Genomic DNA, 18,705 nt, shown 5'->3' with positions numbered 1-18,705 from the left:
AGAACGGGGCGAGACCAGTCAAGGGCCCCGGGTGCCGTGGCGGCGGGGCCGGATGCCATCGGAAGATCCACTCAAGAGATGCTGTACACCTGGTCGACATTCGAGTAAGACGCGCGTAGATGTGCCTTGACACGTGTGTTGGCAGCGGCCGATATTAACCGCCGTAAGGACGCTCCCCTGGGGCGCCCCCGCCGCACGACCGACCGCACGTCACGTCTGGTCGGCATTCCGCGCGCTACCCCACCGGCGTTTCTCCGACGTCGCGCGTCTGCGGGTGTCATCGCCTTCGCCGAAGCAGTCCTGCCGCACCACCAGAACTACGGAGGAACCACCACGTGTCCGAAGCATGGGCCGGTGCAGAGCCGCAGTCACCCACTGACGAACCCGTCGTCTCGCAGCAGACGCACTTAGTCCCCCTCGACTCCCTGGTGGCGGCCGACTCACCGCGGCTGACGGGGGAGGTCGAGGAGCACGCGAGGACGCTGGCCGAGTCGGAGGCCGCCCTGCCGCCCATCGTCGTCCACCGGCCCACCATGCGGGTCGTCGACGGGATGCACCGGCTGCGGGCGGCCGTACTCCGCGGGGACGACGTCATCGAGGCGCGGTTCGTGGAGGGCTCCGTCCAGGACGCCTTCGTCCTCGCCGTCAAACTCAACGCCGAGCACGGGATGCCGCTGTCCCGGCAGGACCGGGTGGCCGCGGCGGGCCGCATCCTGGAGAGCCACCCGGCCTGGTCCGACCGGCGGATCGCCGCGGTCACCGGCCTGTCCCCGGGGATGGTGGGCTCGCTGCGCGCCCGGGTCGGGGGCGGTCCCCAACTGGCCCTGCGCATCGGGCGGGACGGCCGCAACCGCCCCGTCAACGGGGCCGCCGGACGGCTGGCCGCCAGCAAGGTCATCGCGGAGAGCCCGAACGCCTCGCTGCGGGAGATCGCCAGCCGGGCGGGCATCGCGGTCGCCACCGCACGGGACGTCCGCAGACGCATCCGGCTCGGCCAGGACCCGGTGACCCCGCGGCTGGCGCTCAGCATGAAGGTCGGCGACGACACCGGCGAGCGGGCCGACGACTCCGCGACGCCGCCGCTGGGCCTGGAGGCCGTACTGGCCCGTATGCGCAGGGACCCCTCGCTGCGGATGTCGCAGGTCGGGCGCACCCTGCTGCAACTGCTGCGCACCCATCTGCTCACCGCGGAGCAGCGCAAGGACCTCATCGACGGCATCCCCGCCCACCGCGCCGCCGACGTGGCGCAGATGGCCCGGCTCTGCGCCTCCCGGTGGCTGCAGTTCGCCCGGGACGTCGAGGGCAGGCTCCCGGCCGGGGAGGGCGCGGCGGGCGGGCAGCAGCAGGTGCCGCAGCACCTGTCCCGCGGCGCCTGAGCCGCTGCCCGGACACCACCCACGACCTATGACGCACGGCCGGTGACCTGAGCGGCACCGGTCGGGAGGGGAACCGAGATGGCCAGCCCGTTCGACGACCAGCAGGCGCGTTACCTCGTGATCGTCAACGCCGAGCACCAGCACTCCCTGTGGCCCGCGTTCGCCGCGGTGCCCGACGGGTGGACCGTGGCGCACCAGGAGGCCGGGCACCAGGAGTGCCTGGAGTACATCGAGCGCGCCTGGACGGACATGCGGCCCCGAAGCCTGGTCACCGCAGTGGGCGAGGACTGACCCCCGAAACCGGCGGCGGCGCCCCCGGGGGCGCCGCCCACCCCCCGTCACCCGGCCACGGGTTCGGTACGGAACCGGTTGATCGCGGCCTCGTGACGCGCCCGCAGCTCCGCGTTCCGCACCCCGAGCCCCTCCTGCGGCGCGAGGCACAGCACGCCCACCTTGCCCTGGTGCCGGTTGTGGTGGACGTCGTACACCGCCTGCGGGGTCTGCTCCAGCGGTACGACGCGGGAGAGCGTCGGGTGGACGCGGCCCTTGGCGATGAGCCGGTTCGCCTCCCACGCCTCCCGGTAGTTCGCGAAGTGGGTGCCGACGATCCGCTTCAGGTGCATCCACAGGTAGCGGTTGTCGTACGTGTGCTCGTAGCCGCTGGTGGACGCGCAGCTCACGATGGTGCCGCCGCGGCGCGCCACGAACACGCTCGCCCCGAACGTCTCCCGGCCTGGGTGCTCGAAGACGATGTCCGGGTCGTCGCCCCCGGTCAGCTCCCTGATCCGGGACCCGAACCGCCGCCACTCGCGCGGGTCCTGGGTGTGCTCGTCGGACCAGAAGCGGTACCCCTCCGCCGACCGGTCGATCACCAGCTCCGCGCCCATCCGACGGCACACCTCCGCCTTCTGCGGGCTGGACACCACGCACACCGGCGTGCCCCCGCCGTTGAGGACGAGCTGGGTGGCGTACGAGCCGAGGCCGCCGGACGCGCCCCAGATCAGCACCGTGTCGCCCTGCTTCATGCGCGCCCCGGCCGGTGAGACGAGCTGCCGGTAGGCGGTGGAGTTGACCAGGCCGGAGGCGGCGGCCTCCTCCCAGGTGAGGTGGTCCGGCTTCGGCATCAACTGGTTCGCCTTGACCAGCGCCAGCTCGGCCAGCCCGCCGAAGTTGGTCTCGAACCCCCAGATCCGCTGCTCCGGGTCGAGCATCGCGTCGGCGTGCCCGTCGGGGTGGTCCAGCTCCACCGACAGGCAGTGCGCCACCACCTCGTCGCCGGGCCGCCAGGCGGTCACCCCGTCGCCGCAGCGCAGCACCACCCCGGCCAGGTCGGAGCCGAGCACGTGGTACGGCAGGTCGTGCCGGGCCGCCTGCGGTGACGTCCTGCCGTACCGGGACAGGAAGCGGAACGTCGGCATCGGCTCGAAGATCGACGACCAGACGGTGTTGTGGTTGATCCCGCTGGCCATCACCGCGACCAGCACCTCCCCGGCGGCGGGCCGCGGTACGGCCACCTCGTCGAGGTGCAGCGAGGCACGCGGGTCCTTGTCCCGGCCGTGGAGGCCGTCGAACATCGCGACCTCGTCGGCGTGCAGCGTGATGCCCCGGCAGAAATCGGGCACCGGGAGGGCCGCGACGGCGTCCGGCTCACCGGCCAGGATCGCGTCGAGGATCTTCTGCATGTTTCGGGCCTTTCGATCGTGAGAAAAAGGACATGCAAGAATTACGGGATTCGCGAATTATTCATGCTGCACGCGGTCGGCGTGCGAGTCCAGCGAACCGGTGAGTGCCGCACCGCGCGGGGTGTTCAAGTGTCCGGGAAGGTCAGTTGAACACCGGGTTTCCACCCCCGGTGGAGCCGGAAACCGGACGTTTTGTGCGAGGCCTCAAGGACCGGCGGAGCGGTCCTCAATAGACGCCTGAAATCCGCATGAGCAACTCGAATGCTTTGACGATGCGGATGCGCTCGTGGATCCTGACTTGCCGAACAGGGTGCATGTTGCCGGAATTGAATTCGGGCAAAGGCTTTCCCGTAGGTTGTCCAAAGTGAGAGGACGGTTTGATGCCGGGCCCCGATTCCGAATCGCTCGTCGATCATTTCCGGACGGCCTTCGGTGAGAACCCGCGGTTCCAGACCTTCCGGTTCCTCGTGGACGGTGAGGGCGAGCCGCAGCGGCTGACCAACGCCGAGGTCGACCTGCGGGCGCGCGCCATCGCCGCCGTCCTGCGGGAACGATTCCCCGTGGGGGAGCGGGCGCTGATCCTGTGCCCGGCCGGGCTGGACTACATGGTGTCCTTCTTCGCCTGCCTGTACGCGGGCATCATCGCCGTCCCCGCCTATCCGCCGGACCCGGCGTTCCTCAAGCGGACCCTGCCGCGGCTGGTCGCCGTCATGGAGGACGCCGAGCCGGTGGTGATCCTCGCCCCGGCGAAGACCGTCGCCCTGGCCGACTCCTTCGCCGAACACGCCCCGGCGCTGCGGGACATCACCTGGGTCGCCGTCGACGACCTGGACACCGCGGCGGCCGACGACTGGCGGCACCCCGGCACCCGCCGGGACGACATCGCCTTCCTCCAGTACACCTCCGGCTCCACCAGCCGCCCCAAGGGCGTGATGGTCAGCCACGGCAACCTGCTGCACAACTTCGACGCCATGAACGGCAGGTTCTTCGCCAACGACCCCGACCCGCACGTGGTGAGCTGGCTGCCGCCCTTCCACGACATGGGCCTGATCTTCAGCCTGCTCACCCCGGCGTACGCCGGGTTCCCGGTCACGTTCATGGCGCCGTACTCCTTCCTCAAGCGGCCGTTCCGCTGGCTGAAGGCGCTCTCCGACACCGGGGGCACCGCGAGCGCCGCGCCCAACTTCGCCTACGACCTCGCGGTGGCCAAGGTGACGCCGCAGGAGCGCGCCACGCTGGACCTGAGCAGGTGGCGGGTGGCGGCCAACGGCGCGGAGCCGGTGCGCCGGGAGACCCTGGAGCGCTTCTCCGCCACCTTCGCCGAGTGCGGGTTCCGGCCCACCGCGCACGGGCCGTCCTACGGCCTCGCCGAGGGCACCCTGATGGTCTCCACCGGCGACCCGGAGAACGACCCGGTCTCGCGCGACCTGAGGCCGGACGCGCTGGCGGCGGGCACCGCCGAGGACGCCGCGCCGGGCGAGCCGTCCCGGACGCTGATGGGCTGCGGCTACTCGGTGCTCGACCAGCGCGTGGTGATCGCGGACCCGGAGACCCGCACCGCCGTGCCGGACGGCACGGTCGGGGAGATCTGGGTGTCCGGGGCGAGCGTCGCCCACGGCTACTGGCGCCGCGGCCCGGAGACCGAGGAGACCTTCCGCGCCCACCTGGCCGACACCGGCGAGGGCCCCTTCCTGCGCACCGGCGACCTCGGCTTCGTCGACGGGCCCGAGCTGTACGTCACCGGGCGGCGCAAGGACGTCGTCATCATCGCGGGCCGCAACCACTACCCGCAGGACATCGAGCGCACCGTCGAGGCGGTCGACCGCGGACTGCGGCCGGGCTGCGGGGTGGCGGGCTCCCGGGACATCGACGGCGAGGAGCGGCTGATCGTCGTCCAGGAGTACCGGGGCAGCAAGGACCCCGCGGAGCACCAGCGGGTCATCGCCGCGATCCGCGCCGAACTCGCCCGCGAGCACAGCCTGCAGGCCTTCGCCGTCGCCCTCGTGCGGGCGGGCACCGTGCCGAAGACGTCCAGCGGCAAGCTCCAGCGCTCCGCCTGCCTGGACGCGTTCATGGACGACACCCTGAAGGCGGTGGCGATCTGGCGGCAGGACCGGGACGGCGCGCTGCCGACGGCGCCCGCCGCCCCCGCCGAGCCCGCCGCACCCGCCGTCTCCGTGGCGCCGCCCGTCACGGTGACCGCCGTCGAGATCGAGGGGTGGCTGCGGGAAGCGCTGGCCGACGCGGTCGGCGGCCGGGCCCAGGACATCGACCCCGCGCTGCCGTTCGCCTCGTACGGCCTCCAGTCGGTGCAGATGGTCACCATGGCCGGTGACCTCGAACGCCGCCTCGGCCGCCCGGTGGACGCCACCGCCGCGTGGCACCACCCCACCGTGGAGAAGCTGGCCCGGCACCTGGCGGGGGGGCCGGACACCGGCGCCGCGCCGGACACGGACACCGCGTCCGCCCTGCCCACCGTTTCCGCCCCCGCCACCGCGCCCACCCCCGACACCGAGGCCGACCCCGTCGCCATCGTCGGCATCGGCTGCCGCTTCCCCGGGGGCGCCGACGGGCCGGACAGCTTCTGGCAGTTGCTGCGCGAGGGCCGGGACGCCGTCACCGAGGTGCCCGCCGAGCGGTGGAGCGCCGAGGAGTTCACCGCCGACGACCCCAAGACCCCCGGCCGCACCAACAGCCGCTGGGGCGGGTTCCTGGAGGGCGTCGACCAGTTCGACCGCGGCTTCTTCGGCATCGCGCGCCCGGAGGCCGAGCGCATGGACCCGCAGCAGCGGGTGCTCGCCGAGGTCGCCTTCGAGGCGCTGGAGGACGCCGGACTGCCCGCCGACCGGCTCGCCGGCACGGCGACCGGCGTGTTCGTCGGCATCTCCTCCTTCGACTACGCCGCGCACCAACTGCGCGACCTGGACGCCATCGACGCCTACACCGGCACCGGCAGCGCGCTCAGCATCTCCGCCAACCGGCTGTCGTACCTGCTGGACCTGCGCGGTCCCAGCATGGCCGTCGACACCGCGTGCTCGTCCTCGCTGGTCTCGGTCCTCCAGGCCGCCGCGAGCCTAGCCCGGGGCGACTGCGACCTGGCGCTGGCCGGTGGCGTGAACCTGGTGCTCTCCCCGGCCATGGCCATCAACTTCAGCAAGGCGGGCGCGATGTCCGCCGACGGCCGCTGCAAGCCCTTCGACGCCAGCGCCAACGGCTACGTCCGCTCCGAGGGCGCCGGGATCGTCGTCCTCAAGCCGCTCAGCCGGGCGCTCGCGGACGGCGACCGGGTCTACGCCGTGATCCGCGGCGGCGCCGTCAACTCCGACGGCGCCAGCAACGGCCTCATGGCCCCCAACCCGCAGGCCCAGGAAGCCGTCCTGCGCACCGCCTACACCCGCGCCGGGGTCAGCCCCGCCGACGTGCGCTACGTCGAGGCGCACGGCACCGGCACCATCCTGGGCGACCCGATCGAGGCCAAGGCGCTCGGCGCCGTCCTCGGCGAGGGCCGCGACCCGGAACGGCCCTGCCTGATCGGCTCGGTGAAGTCCAACGTCGGGCACATGGAGTCCGCCGCGGGCATCGGCGGCCTGATCAAGACCGCCCTGGTGCTGCACCACCGCGCCGTGCCGCCGACCGTGCACTACCGCGAGCCCAACCCGCACATCCCCTTCGACACCCTGCCGCTGCGGGTGGCGGACGCCCTCCAGCCCTGGCCCGACGGCGACGGCCCCGCCCTCGCGGGCGTCAGCTCCTTCGGCTTCGGCGGCACCAACGCCCACGTCGTGCTCCAGGAGGCGCCGCCCGCCCCCGCCGCCGCCCCGCCCGCCCCGGACGGCGCGGTACTGCTGCCGGTGTCGGCCCGCGACGAGGGGGCGCTGCGCGAGCTGGCCGCCCGCTACGCGACCCTCCTGACCGACGCCGCAGCCGACCTCACCCCCGGCGTCCTCGCCTCGGCGGCGGCCCTGCGCCGCACCCACCACGAGCACCGGCTGGCCTGCACCGGCACGACCCTCGACGAACTGCGCGCCGCCCTGGCCGCCTTCGGCCGCGGCGAGCAGACCACCGGCCTCTCCTCCGGGGTCCGCCGCGTCGGCTGGCGCCCCCGCCCGGTGTTCGTGTTCTCCGGGCAGGGCCCCCGCTGGTGGCCGGTCGCCGCCGACCTGCTCGACGGCGAACACGGCGAACCGGCGTTCCGCGCCGTCGTCGAACGCGCCGACGCGCTGCTGCGCCGCCACACCGACTGGTCGCTCCTCGACCAGCTCACCGCCGACCAGGACCGCTCCCGGCTGGCGGACACGGCGGTCGGCCAGCCCGCGCTGGTCGCGGTGCAGATCGCCCTGGCCACGCTGTGGCGGTCCTGGGGCGTGGAACCGGCCGCCGTCGTCGGGCACAGCGTCGGCGAGATCGCCGCCGCGCACGTGTCGGGGGCGCTGTCCCTGGAGGACGCCCTCGTCGTCGCGCTGCACCGCGGCACCGCCCTGCACAGCGCGTCGGGCAAGGGCCGGATGGCCGTCGTCGGCCTCTCCCTGGACGAGGCGCGGCGGCTGCTCGACGAGCGCAGGCCCGGACCGGTGTGGGTGGCGGCGGCCAACAGCCCCGGCGCGACCGTCCTGTCCGGCGAGAGCGCCGCGCTGACCGAGCTGGCCGCGGTCCTGGAGGCCGAGGGCGTCTACTGCCGACTCCTGGAGTCCGTCGACTTCGCCTCCCACTGCCCGCTGATGGAACCCGTCGCGAGTGAGCTGTGGCGGCTGCTGTCCGGCCTCAAGCCGCGCGTCGCCGCCCTGCCGATGCTCTCCACCGTCACCGGCGAACTGGTCGCCGGGGACCAGCTCGACGCGGAGTACTGGGCCGCCAACCTCACCCGCCCGGTGCTGTTCGACACCGCCGTCACCGCGCTCGCCGAGTCCGGGCACGACGTGTTCGTCGAACTCTCCCCGCACCCGATGCTCACCGACGCCATGACCGAGCGGCTGTCCTCCTACGACCACACGGTCACCGTCTCCTCGCTGCGCCGCGACGGCTCCGGCCGGGCCGCCGTGCTCTCCGGGCTCGGGCAGCTCTACAGCGCCGGGTTCCCGGTCGACTTCACCCGCGTGTACGGCACGTCCGGTCCCCTGCCCGCCCTACCGACGTATCCGTGGCAGCGCACCCGGTGCTGGTTCGGCCGGGACACCGCCGTACGCCGCGCCGTCTGGGACGGCCACCCCGTGCTGCGGTCCTTCACCCGCTCCGCGGTCGCGCCGTACGCCGACCACTGGTCCGCGCCCGTGGACCTGGCGGGCTTCGGCTACCTGAAGGACCACCAGGTCGCGGGCGGCGCGGTGCTGCCCGCCAGCCTGGTCCTGGACGCGGCGCTCGCCGCCGCCCGCACCCGGCTCGGCCCGGACGTCGCCGTCACCGACCTGCACCTGACCCGGCTGACCCCGGTGCCCGACCGCTGCGCCGACGCCACCGTGCAACTCGTCCTCCAGCCGGAGACCGCCGAGACCGGCGCGCTGCGCCTGTTCAGCCGCGGCGGCGAGGACGACGACTGGGCACCGGCCGCCCACGGCTCCTACCACCGCGCCACCGGTCAGCCCGACGCCGCGCCGCTGGCCGAGCTGCGCGCCCGCTGCGCCGACGCCGTCGAGGCCCGCGACCACTACGCCGCGCTGCACCGCTCCGGCCTGCCGTACGGACCGGCGTTCCAGGGCATCGGGGAGCTGTGGCGGGGCTCAGGCGAGGCCCTCGCGCGGCTGCGCGACGCGACGGAACTCACCGACGACCGCGGCGCCCACCTCGTCCACCCGGCCGTCCTGGACAGCGCCCTGCAGACCCTCGGCGCGGCCCTCCGCGGCGCCGACGAGCGCACCTACCTGCCGGTGCGGGTGGGCCGCTTCACCCTCTTCACCGACCGCGCGCTGCCGCGCTGGGCCCACGCCACGGTGCCCGCGCGGGAGCCGGACGCCGACGAGATCACCGACGCCACCGTGGTGCTGTACGACGACTCCGGCGCCGTCCTCGGCGAGCTGACCGGCATCGCCCTGCGCGCGGCGCAGCGCACGGACTCCGGCGACCAGGCCAGCCGCGACCTGTACCGGATCGACTGGGTCGAGCGGGCGGCCGACGAGCCCGCCCCGTCGGTCCGGCCCGGCCGCTGGCTGCTGTTCACCGACCGCGGCGGCGTCGGCACCGGCGTCGGGGCCGCGCTCACCGCCCGCGGCGGCACCTGCGTCACCGTCACCGCCGGTCCCGGTTACCGCCGTACGGAACCCGGCCGGTACGAGGTCGACCCCGCGAGCCCGGACGACCTCGCCGCGCTGCTGGCCGACGTCACCGTGTCCGGCGGCGTCGACGGCATCGTGGACGCCCGGGTCCTGGACCTCGACCTGACCGAGGACGCCACCGTCGAACAGCTCCTCGACGCGCAGGACGCGGCCTGCGTGCCCGTTCTGCACCTGGTCCAGCGGCTCGCCTCCGCCCCACTGGAGCCGACGCCCCGGCTGGTGCTGCTCACCCGGGGCGCCCAGCAGGCCGACGACACCGGCCAGGCCGCCGTCGCCCAGTCGCCGCTGTGGGGCCTCGCACGGGTCATCGGCCTGGAGCACGGCGAGCTGCGCCCGCTGATCGTCGACCTCGACCCGGCCCGCCCCGCCGACGAGGCCGAGCACGTCGTGGCGGAGCTGCTGCGCCCCGGCGATGACGACCAGGTGGCCCTGCGCGCCGGGACCCGCCGCACCCCCGCCCTGCGCCCCTGGAAGGACGGCGGCACCGGAGTGGACCGGGCGCCGCGCTGGCCCTTCGACGCCGAACGGGACGGCAACCACCGCCTCCTGGCCGCCCGTCCGGGCCTGCTGTCCAGCCTGCGGCCCACCCTGTGGCACCGCACCCCGCCGGGCCCCGGCCAGGTGGAGATCGAGGTGACCGCCGCGGGCCTCAACTTCAGCGACGTCCTCAAGGCGCTGAACACCTACCCGGGCGCCGAGGGCGTCGTGCCGCTGGGCGCCGAGTGCGCGGGCCGGATCAGCGCCGTCGGCGAGGGCGTGACGCAGTACCGGGTCGGGGACGCGGTGCTCGCCGTCGGCGGCAGCAGCATGGCCGCCTTCACCACCGTCGCCGCCGACCTGACCGCCCCGCTGCCCGAGGGCCTCACCTTCGAGCAGGGCGCCGCGCTGCCCATCGCGTTCCTCACCGCCGTACACGCCCTGGAGCGGCTCGCCCGCCTCCGCAAGGGCGAGAAGGTGCTGATCCACTCCGCGACCGGCGGCGTCGGCCTCGCCGCGCTCCAGGTCGCCCAGCGCAACGGCGCCCAGGTGTTCGCCACCGCGGGCACCGAGGAGAAGCGGGAACTGCTGCGCTCCCTCGGCGTGGAGCACGTGATGGACTCCCGCTCCCTGGCCTTCGCCGACGAGGTCGAGCGGGCCACCGACGGACGCGGCGTCGACGTGGTCCTCAACTCCACCACCGGCGAGGCCCTGGTCCGCTCCATGCGGCTGCTGGCGCCCGGCGGGCGGTTCGTGGAGATCGGCAAGCGGGACATCCACGACAACAGCCACATCGGCCTCGGCTTCTTCAAGGACAACCGGGCCTTCTTCGCCGTCGACCTCGAACGCAGCATCCGCGAGCGGGACGACCTCATCCCGGAACTCCTGCACGAGGTGAGCCAGGGCTTCGCCCGCGGCGAGTTCAGCGCGCTGCCGGTGACCGTCCACCCGTACGCCGCCGCCTCCGAGGCGTTCACCGCGATGGCCAGGGCCCGGCACACCGGCAAGCTCGTGCTGTGCCCCGACCCGCGCGAGACGGTCACCACCGGCCCGGAGCGGGCCCCCGTCCGGCCGGGCGCCACCTACCTGATCACCGGCGGTCTGGGCGCCCTCGGCCTGGAGACCGCCCGCTACCTGACCGAGCAGGGCGCCCGGCACCTGGTGCTGGTCGGCCGCAGCGCCCCCTCGCCCGACGCGGAGCGGGCCGTCGCCGCGCTGCGCGCCACCGCCGAGGTGAGCACCGTACGCGCCGACCTGTCGCGGTACGACGCCGTCGCGGACGTCCTCGCCCGGATCGACGCGGAGATGCCGCCGCTCGCGGGCGTCGTGCACGCCGCCGGTGTCCTGGACGACGGACTGCTGACCGGGCTCGACCGGGACCGGTTCCGCACCACCGCCGCGCCGAAGTCCCTCGCCGCCTGGCACCTGCACCGCGCCACCGCGGACCGCGACCTGGACTTCTTCGTCCTGTACTCGTCCGCCGCCGCCGTGCTCGGCTCGCCCGGCCAGGGCAACTACGCCGCCGCCAGCGCCTTCGTCGACGCCCTCGCCCACCACCGCAGGTCCCGCGGCCTGCCCGCGCTCACCATCGACTGGGGCCCCTGGTCGCGGATCGGCCTCGCGGCCCGGCCCGACCGCGGCGGCGCCCTCGCCACCCGCGGCGTGCAGAGCATCAGCCCAGAGCAGGGCATCGCCACCCTCGACCTGCTGCTGCGCGGCTCCGCGACCCAGGTGTGCGTGCTGCCGCTGGACCGCGACGCCCTGCGCGGCCACACCGCCGCGGGCCTGCTGCGCACCCTGGCCGACCGGCCCGCGCGGACCGGAGCCGAGGAGCGGGACGACGTACGGCGCCGGATGCTCGCCGTCGAGCCCGGCCGCCGCCGCAGGGCCGTGCTGACCGAGCACTGCCGCACCCTCGCGGCCCGCGTCGTCGGCGGCCAACCGGCCGCGATCGACAGCAGCGCCCCCTTCACCGCCCTGGGCTTCGACTCCCTGCTCTCCCTGGAGCTGCGCGTCGGCCTCGAAACCTCCCTCGCGGTGTCCCTGCCGTCGACCGTGACCTGGCGCTTCCCCACCATCGACCAGCTCGTGCCGTTCCTCGCCGAGCGCATGGGGATCGAGCTGGAGGCCGCGGCCGAGCCGAGGCCGGAACCCGAAGCCGCCACCCCCGCAGCCGCCGAGGAGGACGGGCTGCCGGACCTCGACACGATGTCAGCCGCCGAACTCGAAGCCCTGCTGCTGGCCAAGACCCAGCAGATAGACGAAGGGGGCCAGTCATGACGGAGCCGGGCCAGGACCGCGTGTCGGCCGACACGCTCAAGCGCGCCTACCTGACCATGGCGCGCCTGCAACGCCAGGTCGAGGAGTACGAGCGGGCCAGGAGCGAACCGATCGCCATCGTCGGCGTCGGCTGCCGCTTCCCCGGCGGCGTCACCGACACCGACACCTACTGGCGGCTGCTCACCGACGGCGTCGACGCCATCCGCGACATCCCGGCGGACCGCTGGGACAACGACGCCTTCTACGCCGAGGAGCCGGGCAGGCCGGGCACCATCAACACGCGTTCCGGTGGCTTCCTGGACCGCATCGACCAGTTCGACCACGACTTCTTCGGCATCTCCCGGCGCGAGGCCCTGGCCATGGACCCGCACCAGCGCCTCACGCTGGAAGTGGCCTGGGAGGCGCTGGAGAACGCGGGCCAGGCACCCTCCGCGCTCGCCGGGAGCCGTACCGGTGTGTTCATGGGCGTGGCGACCTCCGACTACGTCACCGCGCAGATCCGGCACATCGAGGACGTCAGCGCCTACACCAGCTCCGGCGCCGCGCAGAGCTTCATCCCCGGCCGGATCGCCTACCTGCTCGACCTGCGCGGCCCCAACCTCGCCGTCGACACCGCCTGTTCGTCGTCGCTGGTCGCGGTGCACCAGGCGTGCCAGAGCCTGCGCACCGGGGAGTGCGACACCGCGCTGGCCGGGGGCGTCAACGTGGTGATGTCGCCGGTGCTGCTGGTCTCCCAGTCGCAGTTCGGCTCGGTGTCCCGCCAGGGCAGGGCGATGACGTTCTCCGACAGCGCGGACGGCTACGTGCGCGGCGAGGGCTGCGGTGTCGTCGTCCTCAAGCGGCTCTCCGACGCCGTACGGGACGGCGACCGCGTGCTCGCCCTGGTCCGGGGCGGCGCCGTCAACCAGGACGGCCGCAGCTCCGGCATCACCGCGCCCAACGGGGCGGCGCAGCGCGAGGTGTACCGGGCCGCCCTCGACGCCAGCGGCGTCAAACCGCAGCAGGTCGGCCTGATCGAGACGCACGGCACCGGCACCCGGCTCGGTGACCCGATCGAGGCCGAGTCCCTCGCCGACGTCTACGGCCGCCCGGACGGCGACCCCGTCTACCTCGGCGCCGTCAAGACCAACCTCGGCCACCTGGAGGCCGCGGCCGGGGCCGCCGGGCTGATCAAGGCGGCGCTGTGCCTGGCGCACGGCGAGATCCCGCCCAACCTGCACTTCACCAAGCTGAACGCCAACATCTCCTTCGAGGGCACCACCTTCGCCGTGCCCACCCGGGTCACCCCCTGGCCGGAGTCCGACGGGCCCCGGTTCGCCGCCGTCAGCAGCTTCGGGCTCAGCGGCACCAACGCCCACCTGATCCTGGAACAGGCCCCGGCGGCCCCCGCGCCCGACCCCGACGAGCGCCGCCCCGCCTCGGTGCTGCCGCTGTCGGCCAGGAGCGAGACCGCCCTCACCCACCTCGCCCGCCGCTACCGCGACCGCCTCACCGCCGCCGACGACACCCCGCTGGCCGACCTGTGCCACACCGCGGGCACCGGCCGCTCGACGTTCCGGCACCGGCTCGCCGCCGTCGGCGGCACCCGCCAGGAGGTCGCCGACCGGCTGGACGCCTTCCTGCGCGGCGAGAGCGCCCCCGGCCTGGTCCACGACGAGGCCGAGAACACCGACGTCGTCTTCCTCTTCACCGGCCAGGGCGCCCAGCGCCCCGGCATGACGGCCCGCCTCTACGACACCCAGCCCACCTTCCGCGAGGCCGTCGACACCTGCGCCGAGATCCTCCAGCCGCTGCTCGACCGGCCGCTGCTGTCCGTGCTGTTCCCCGCCGACCCCGACGACGGCCGGATCAACGACACCGCCTACGCCCAGCCCGCCACCTTCACGGTCGAGTACGCCATGGCGCGGCTGTGGCGGTCCTGGGGCGTGGAACCGGCCGCCGTCCTCGGCCACAGCTTCGGGGAGATCGTGGCCGCCTGCGTCGCGGGCGCCATGTCGCTGGAGGACGGCCTCCGGTTCACCGTGGAACGGGCCCGCATCATCCAGGAGTTCTGCAAGCCCGGCACGATGGCCGCGGTGTTCGCGCCGGAGGCGGAGGTCGCCGCCCGGATCGCGGACGACCCCGACCGGATCTCCATCGCCGCCGTCAACGGCCCCGCCAACACCACCATCTCCGGTGAGCGGGAACTGGTGGAGGAGGTCTGCGCCGACTTCGCCGCCCGCGGCGTCACCGTCAAGCCGCTGCGCATCGCCTCCGCGGGCCACTCACCGCTGATGGACCCGGTGGTCGACCCGCTGCGCGCCGCCGCCCGCAAGATCACCTTCAGCGCCCCGGCCATCCCGCTGGTCTCCAACGTCACCGGCGAGCTGTGGCCATGGGACCAGGCGCCCGAGGCCGACTACTGGTGCCGCCACGTCCGGCAGGCCGTGCGGTTCGCGGACGGCGTGCGCACCCTGCACGACCTGGGCTACCGCGCCTTCGTCGAGGTCGGCCCCGCCCCCACCCTGCTCGGCCTGGTCAGCGACGCGCTGCCGCCCGACCACGACGACCTGCTGCTGCCCAGCCTGCGCCCGCGCACCGACGACTGGGAGGTGCTGCTGCCGACCGTCGCCGCCCTGTGGGCGCGCGGCGCCACCGTCGACTGGGCGGGCTTCGACAAGGACTACACCCGGTCCAAGGCGGCGCTGCCCACCTACCCGTTCGACCCGACCGAGTGCTGGCAGCCGCCCCGGCCCTGGCACGACGGCACCGCGCCCGCCGCCCCCCGGGAGGCCGACGGCGCGCCGGACGCGCCCCGCCAGGAGACCGCCGCGGCCCCGGCCCGGCGCAGGCGCAGGCAGAGCCCGATCCCCACCGCCGAGGAACTGCTGGCCCTGCCCGAGCAGGACCGGCTGGCCACCCTCACCGACCGGTTCGTGCTCGTCGTCAGGAACGTGCTCGGCTCCGCCTCCGCCTCGGTCGGCGTGGACGAGCAGCTCACCGGCCTCGGCCTGGACTCGCTGATGGCCGTGGAACTGCGCAACGACATCCAGAGCAGGCTGCGGGTCACCCTCCCCGTCACCGACTTCCTCGGCGGCGCCACCATCCGGTCCCTCGCGGAACGCGCCCTCGCCCAGCTCCCCACCGACGGCGACGCCGCGCTGCCCGCCCAGGACAGCGGGCCCGCCCGGGGCGCCCGCTCCGCGCCGATCCGCCGCCGACGGCGCGCCGACGCCAGCGCCGCCGCCGACGTGCTGGCCCAGCTCGACGCCCCCGCCTCCGGTACGACGGGAGAGGACCGGACGTGACCGACGACCTCGCCACCCGGCTGGCCGCCCTCACCCCCGAGCAGCGGGCCCGGTTCGACGCGCTGATGGCCGAACGCGCCGCGGCCGAGGACACCTTCCCGCTGTCCGTGCTGCAACGCGGCACCTGGTTCCTCGAACAGCTCCGCCCCGGGAACCCCGGCTACATCGTGCCCGGCGCCGCCCGCGTCGTCGGCCCGCTGGACGCCACCGTGCTGCGGGCCGCCGTGGCCGAGATCGTGCGCCGCCACGAGGCCCTGCGCACCACCTTCCGCGTCGAGGACGGCACCCCCGTCCAGGTCGTCCACCACGAACTGACCGTGGACGTCCCCGAGACCGACCTGCGCGGCGAGCGGTTCACACCCGCCGACCGGCAGCGCCACGTCGACGAGGCGCTCGCGGAGCCGTTCGACATCACCACCGGGCCGCTGCTGCGGGTGCGGCTGCTGCGCACCGGCGCCGACGAGTCGGTGCTGGTGACCGCCATGCACCACCTGATCTCCGACCGCTGGTCCACCGCGGTGTTCCTGTCCGAACTCTCCGAGCTGTACGAGGCGTTCGCCGCGGGCAGGCCCTCACCGCTGCCCGAGCTGGAGATCCAGTACGGCGACTTCGCCGACTGGCAGCACCAGCAGCTCGCCGACGGCGCCTGGGACGAGGACCTGGCCTACTGGCGCCAGCACCTCGACGGCGCCCCCGCCGCGCTCGACCTGCCCACCGACCGGCCCCGCCCGCCCGTCCAGGGCTTCAACGGCCGCTCCGTCCCCGTCGAACTGCCCGAGCCGCTGATGCGCGCCCTGGGCGCGCTGGCCGGACGGCACGGCGCGACCCCGTACATGGCGCTGCTCGCCGTACTCCAGATCCTGCTGCACCGCCACAGCGGCCAGGACGACATCGTCGTCGGCGTGCCCATCGCGCAGCGGGACCGCGTCGAGGTCGAGCCGGTGATCGGCTACTTCGTCAACACCCTGGCGATCCGCGCCGACCTGGGCGGCAACCCCTCCTTCAGCACCGTCCTGCACCGGGTCAGGGACGCCTGCCTCGGCGCCTACGCCCACCAGGACGTGCCCTTCGAACTCGTCGTCGCCGACCTGAAGCTGGCCCGCGACCTCAGCCGACCGCCGCTGTGCCAGGTCAGCTTCAGTTACGGCCGGGAACCGGTGCCGCCGCGGGCGCTGGGCGGCGCGCACCTGAGCAGGCTGCCGGTGCGCAGCGAGGGCGCCCGCTTCGACCTGGAACTCCAGGCGTTCGACAGCGGCGGCGCCCTCACCGGCTGGTTCGAGTACGACCGCGATCTGTTCGACGAGGCGACGGTGGTCCGCCTCGCCGCCCGCTTCCACCGGCTGGTGGAACAGGCCACCGCCCACCCGGACACCCCGGTGGACGACTTCGAGCTGCTCGACGACGCCGAACGGCACCTCGTCCTCACCGAGTGGAACGCCACCGACCGCGACTGGGGCACCGAGGACGGCTGGGTCCACCAGTGCTTCGAGGCGCGGGCCCGCCGCCACCCCGACGCCGAGGCCGTCCGCTTCGACGGCCGGTCGCTGACCTACGACGCCCTCAACCGCCGCGCCAACCGGCTCGCGCACCGGCTGCGCCGCCAGGGCGTCGGCCGCGACACCGTCGTCGGCGTGGCCATGGAACGCTCCCTGGACCTGGTGGTCGGCCTGCTGGCCGTCCTCAAGGCGGGCGGCGCGTACCTGCCGCTCGACCTCGACCTGCCGGAGGCACGCCTCGCGGCCATCGTCGAGGACGCCCGGCCGCCGGTGGTGCTCACCCACGGCCCGGTGACCGACCGGCTGCCCGCGCTCGACTGCCCCGTCCTCGACGTCGACGCCCTCGCCGCCGACCTGGCTGCCGAGCCCGAGGACAACCCCGACGTCCCCGTGGACGGCGAGGACCTGGCCTACGTCATCTTCACCTCCGGCTCCACCGGCCGCCCCAAGGGCGTGATGAACGTCCACGCCGCCCTGCGCAACCGGCTGCTGTGGATGCAGGACGCCTACCGCCTCGACGCCTCCGACCGGGTGCTCCAGAAGACGCCGTTCTCGTTCGACGTCTCGGTGTGGGAGTTCTTCTGGCCGCTGATGACCGGCGCCACCCTCGTCGTCGCCCGCCCCGGCGGCCACCGCGACAGCGGCTACCTCGCCCAGGTCATCCAGGACGAGGCCATCACCACCTGCCACTTCGTGCCGTCCATGCTGCACGTCTTCCTCACCGAACCGGTGGAGAAGTGCACCAGCCTGCGCCGCGTGGTGTGCAGCGGCGAGGAGCTGACCCGCGACCTGCACGACCGGTTCCTCGCCCGCTCCCAGGCCGCACTGCACAACCTCTACGGCCCCACCGAGGCCGCCATCGACGTCACCGCCTGGCACTGCCGCCCCGACGACACCGACCGGCGGCCCGTCCCCATCGGCCACCCCATCGCCAACACCCGCCTGTACGTCCTCGACCAGCGGCGGCGCCCGGTGCCCGTCGGCGTGCCCGGCGAACTCCACATCGGCGGGCGCGGCCTGGCCCGCGGCTACCTCAACCGCCCCGACCTGACCGCCGAACGCTTCGTCGACGACCCCTTCGTCCCCGGCGAGCGCGTCTACCGCACCGGCGACCTGGCCCGGTACCGGACCGACGGCGCCCTGGAGTTCCTCGGCCGCGTCGACCACCAGATCAAACTGCGCGGCCAGCGCATCGAACTCGGCGAGATCGAGGCGGTGCTGACCACCCACGGGGCCGTCCGGGAGGCCGTCGTCGTCGCCCGCGAGCACGCCCCCGGCGACATCCGCCTCGCCGCCTACGTCACCCCCGCCACCGACACCGCCCCGGCCCCCGGCGACCTCGCCGCCCACCTGCGGCGCCGCCTCCCCGAGTACATGGTGCCCGCGTCCTTCACCACCCTGGAGCGCCTCCCGCTCACCCCCAGCGGGAAGACCGACCGCAAGGCCCTGCCCGCGCCCGCGCCGACCCGGCCCGACCTCGGCACCCGGTTCGTCGCCCCCCGCGACGAGACCGAGCGGGCGCTCGCCGCCCTCTGGCGCGACCTGCTCGGCGTGGAACGCGTCGGCACCCGCGACAACTTCTTCGACCTCGGCGGGCACTCCCTGCTCATGGCCGAGTTCCGGACCGCCCTCGCCGCCACCCTCGGCCACGACCTGACCATGGTGGAGCTGTTCCAGCACCCCACGGTCGGCTCCCTGGCCGAGTACCTCAGCGGCACGCGGACGGCGGCGTCCGAGTCCCGAAACGGCGCCCGCGAACGCGCCGAGAACCGTCGACAGTCCCGCAACCGGCGGCAGCAGGCAGCCGAACGTCGGGCTCTTTCCCGCGAGGACAGGTGAAC

General features: G+C 74.2%; 6 protein-coding genes. 5 read left to right on the top strand and 1 reads right to left on the bottom strand.

Annotated elements, in window-relative coordinates:
- The first annotated feature begins 335 nt into the window (after positions 1-335).
- Both ACFQZ6_RS03590 and ACFQZ6_RS03585 read left to right on the top strand, forming a co-directional pair.
- Positions 336-1,376 carry a ParB/RepB/Spo0J family partition protein gene (locus ACFQZ6_RS03590; RefSeq protein WP_381604885.1) on the top strand — a complete coding sequence of 347 codons (1,041 nt, stop codon included), beginning with the start codon at positions 336-338 and terminating at the stop codon, positions 1,374-1,376.
- 78 nt (positions 1,377-1,454) lie between these two features.
- Complete coding sequence (locus ACFQZ6_RS03585; protein WP_381604884.1) at positions 1,455-1,667, top strand: MbtH family protein; 213 nt, start codon at positions 1,455-1,457, stop codon at positions 1,665-1,667.
- A gap of 47 nt (positions 1,668-1,714) precedes the next feature.
- Here the strand turns inward: ACFQZ6_RS03585 and ccrA are convergent, their stop codons facing one another.
- The gene (ccrA, locus tag ACFQZ6_RS03580) at positions 1,715-3,058 is read right to left on the bottom strand and encodes a crotonyl-CoA carboxylase/reductase (RefSeq protein WP_381604883.1); all 1,344 of its coding nucleotides are present in this window, start codon (positions 3,056-3,058) and stop codon (positions 1,715-1,717) included.
- Positions 3,059-3,438: 380 nt separating this feature from the next.
- On the opposite strand from ccrA, the gene ACFQZ6_RS03575 reads away from it, so the two are divergent.
- The 3 genes from ACFQZ6_RS03575 to ACFQZ6_RS03565 are packed head-to-tail and all read left to right on the top strand — an operon-like array spanning position 3,439 to position 18,703.
- Positions 3,439-12,081 carry an SDR family NAD(P)-dependent oxidoreductase gene (locus tag ACFQZ6_RS03575; protein WP_381604882.1) on the top strand — a complete coding sequence of 2,881 codons (8,643 nt, stop codon included), beginning with the start codon at positions 3,439-3,441 and terminating at the stop codon, positions 12,079-12,081.
- Positions 12,078-15,368 carry a type I polyketide synthase gene (locus tag ACFQZ6_RS03570; RefSeq protein ID WP_381604881.1) on the top strand — a complete coding sequence of 1,097 codons (3,291 nt, stop codon included), beginning with the start codon at positions 12,078-12,080 and terminating at the stop codon, positions 15,366-15,368. Before ACFQZ6_RS03575 ends, ACFQZ6_RS03570 begins: the two co-directional genes overlap by 4 nt.
- A complete protein-coding gene (locus ACFQZ6_RS03565; protein WP_381604880.1) occupies positions 15,365-18,703 on the top strand; it encodes an amino acid adenylation domain-containing protein in 3,339 nt (1,112 codons plus the stop codon). Before ACFQZ6_RS03570 ends, ACFQZ6_RS03565 begins: the two co-directional genes overlap by 4 nt.
- Positions 18,704-18,705 lie beyond the last annotated feature (2 nt).

This window comes from Streptomyces flavalbus (assembly GCF_042674625.1).
Lineage (GTDB): Bacteria > Actinomycetota > Actinomycetes > Streptomycetales > Streptomycetaceae > Streptomyces > Streptomyces flavalbus.
The sequence above is the reverse complement of the archived record's forward strand: the minus strand, read 5'-3'. Positions and strand labels throughout refer to the sequence as shown.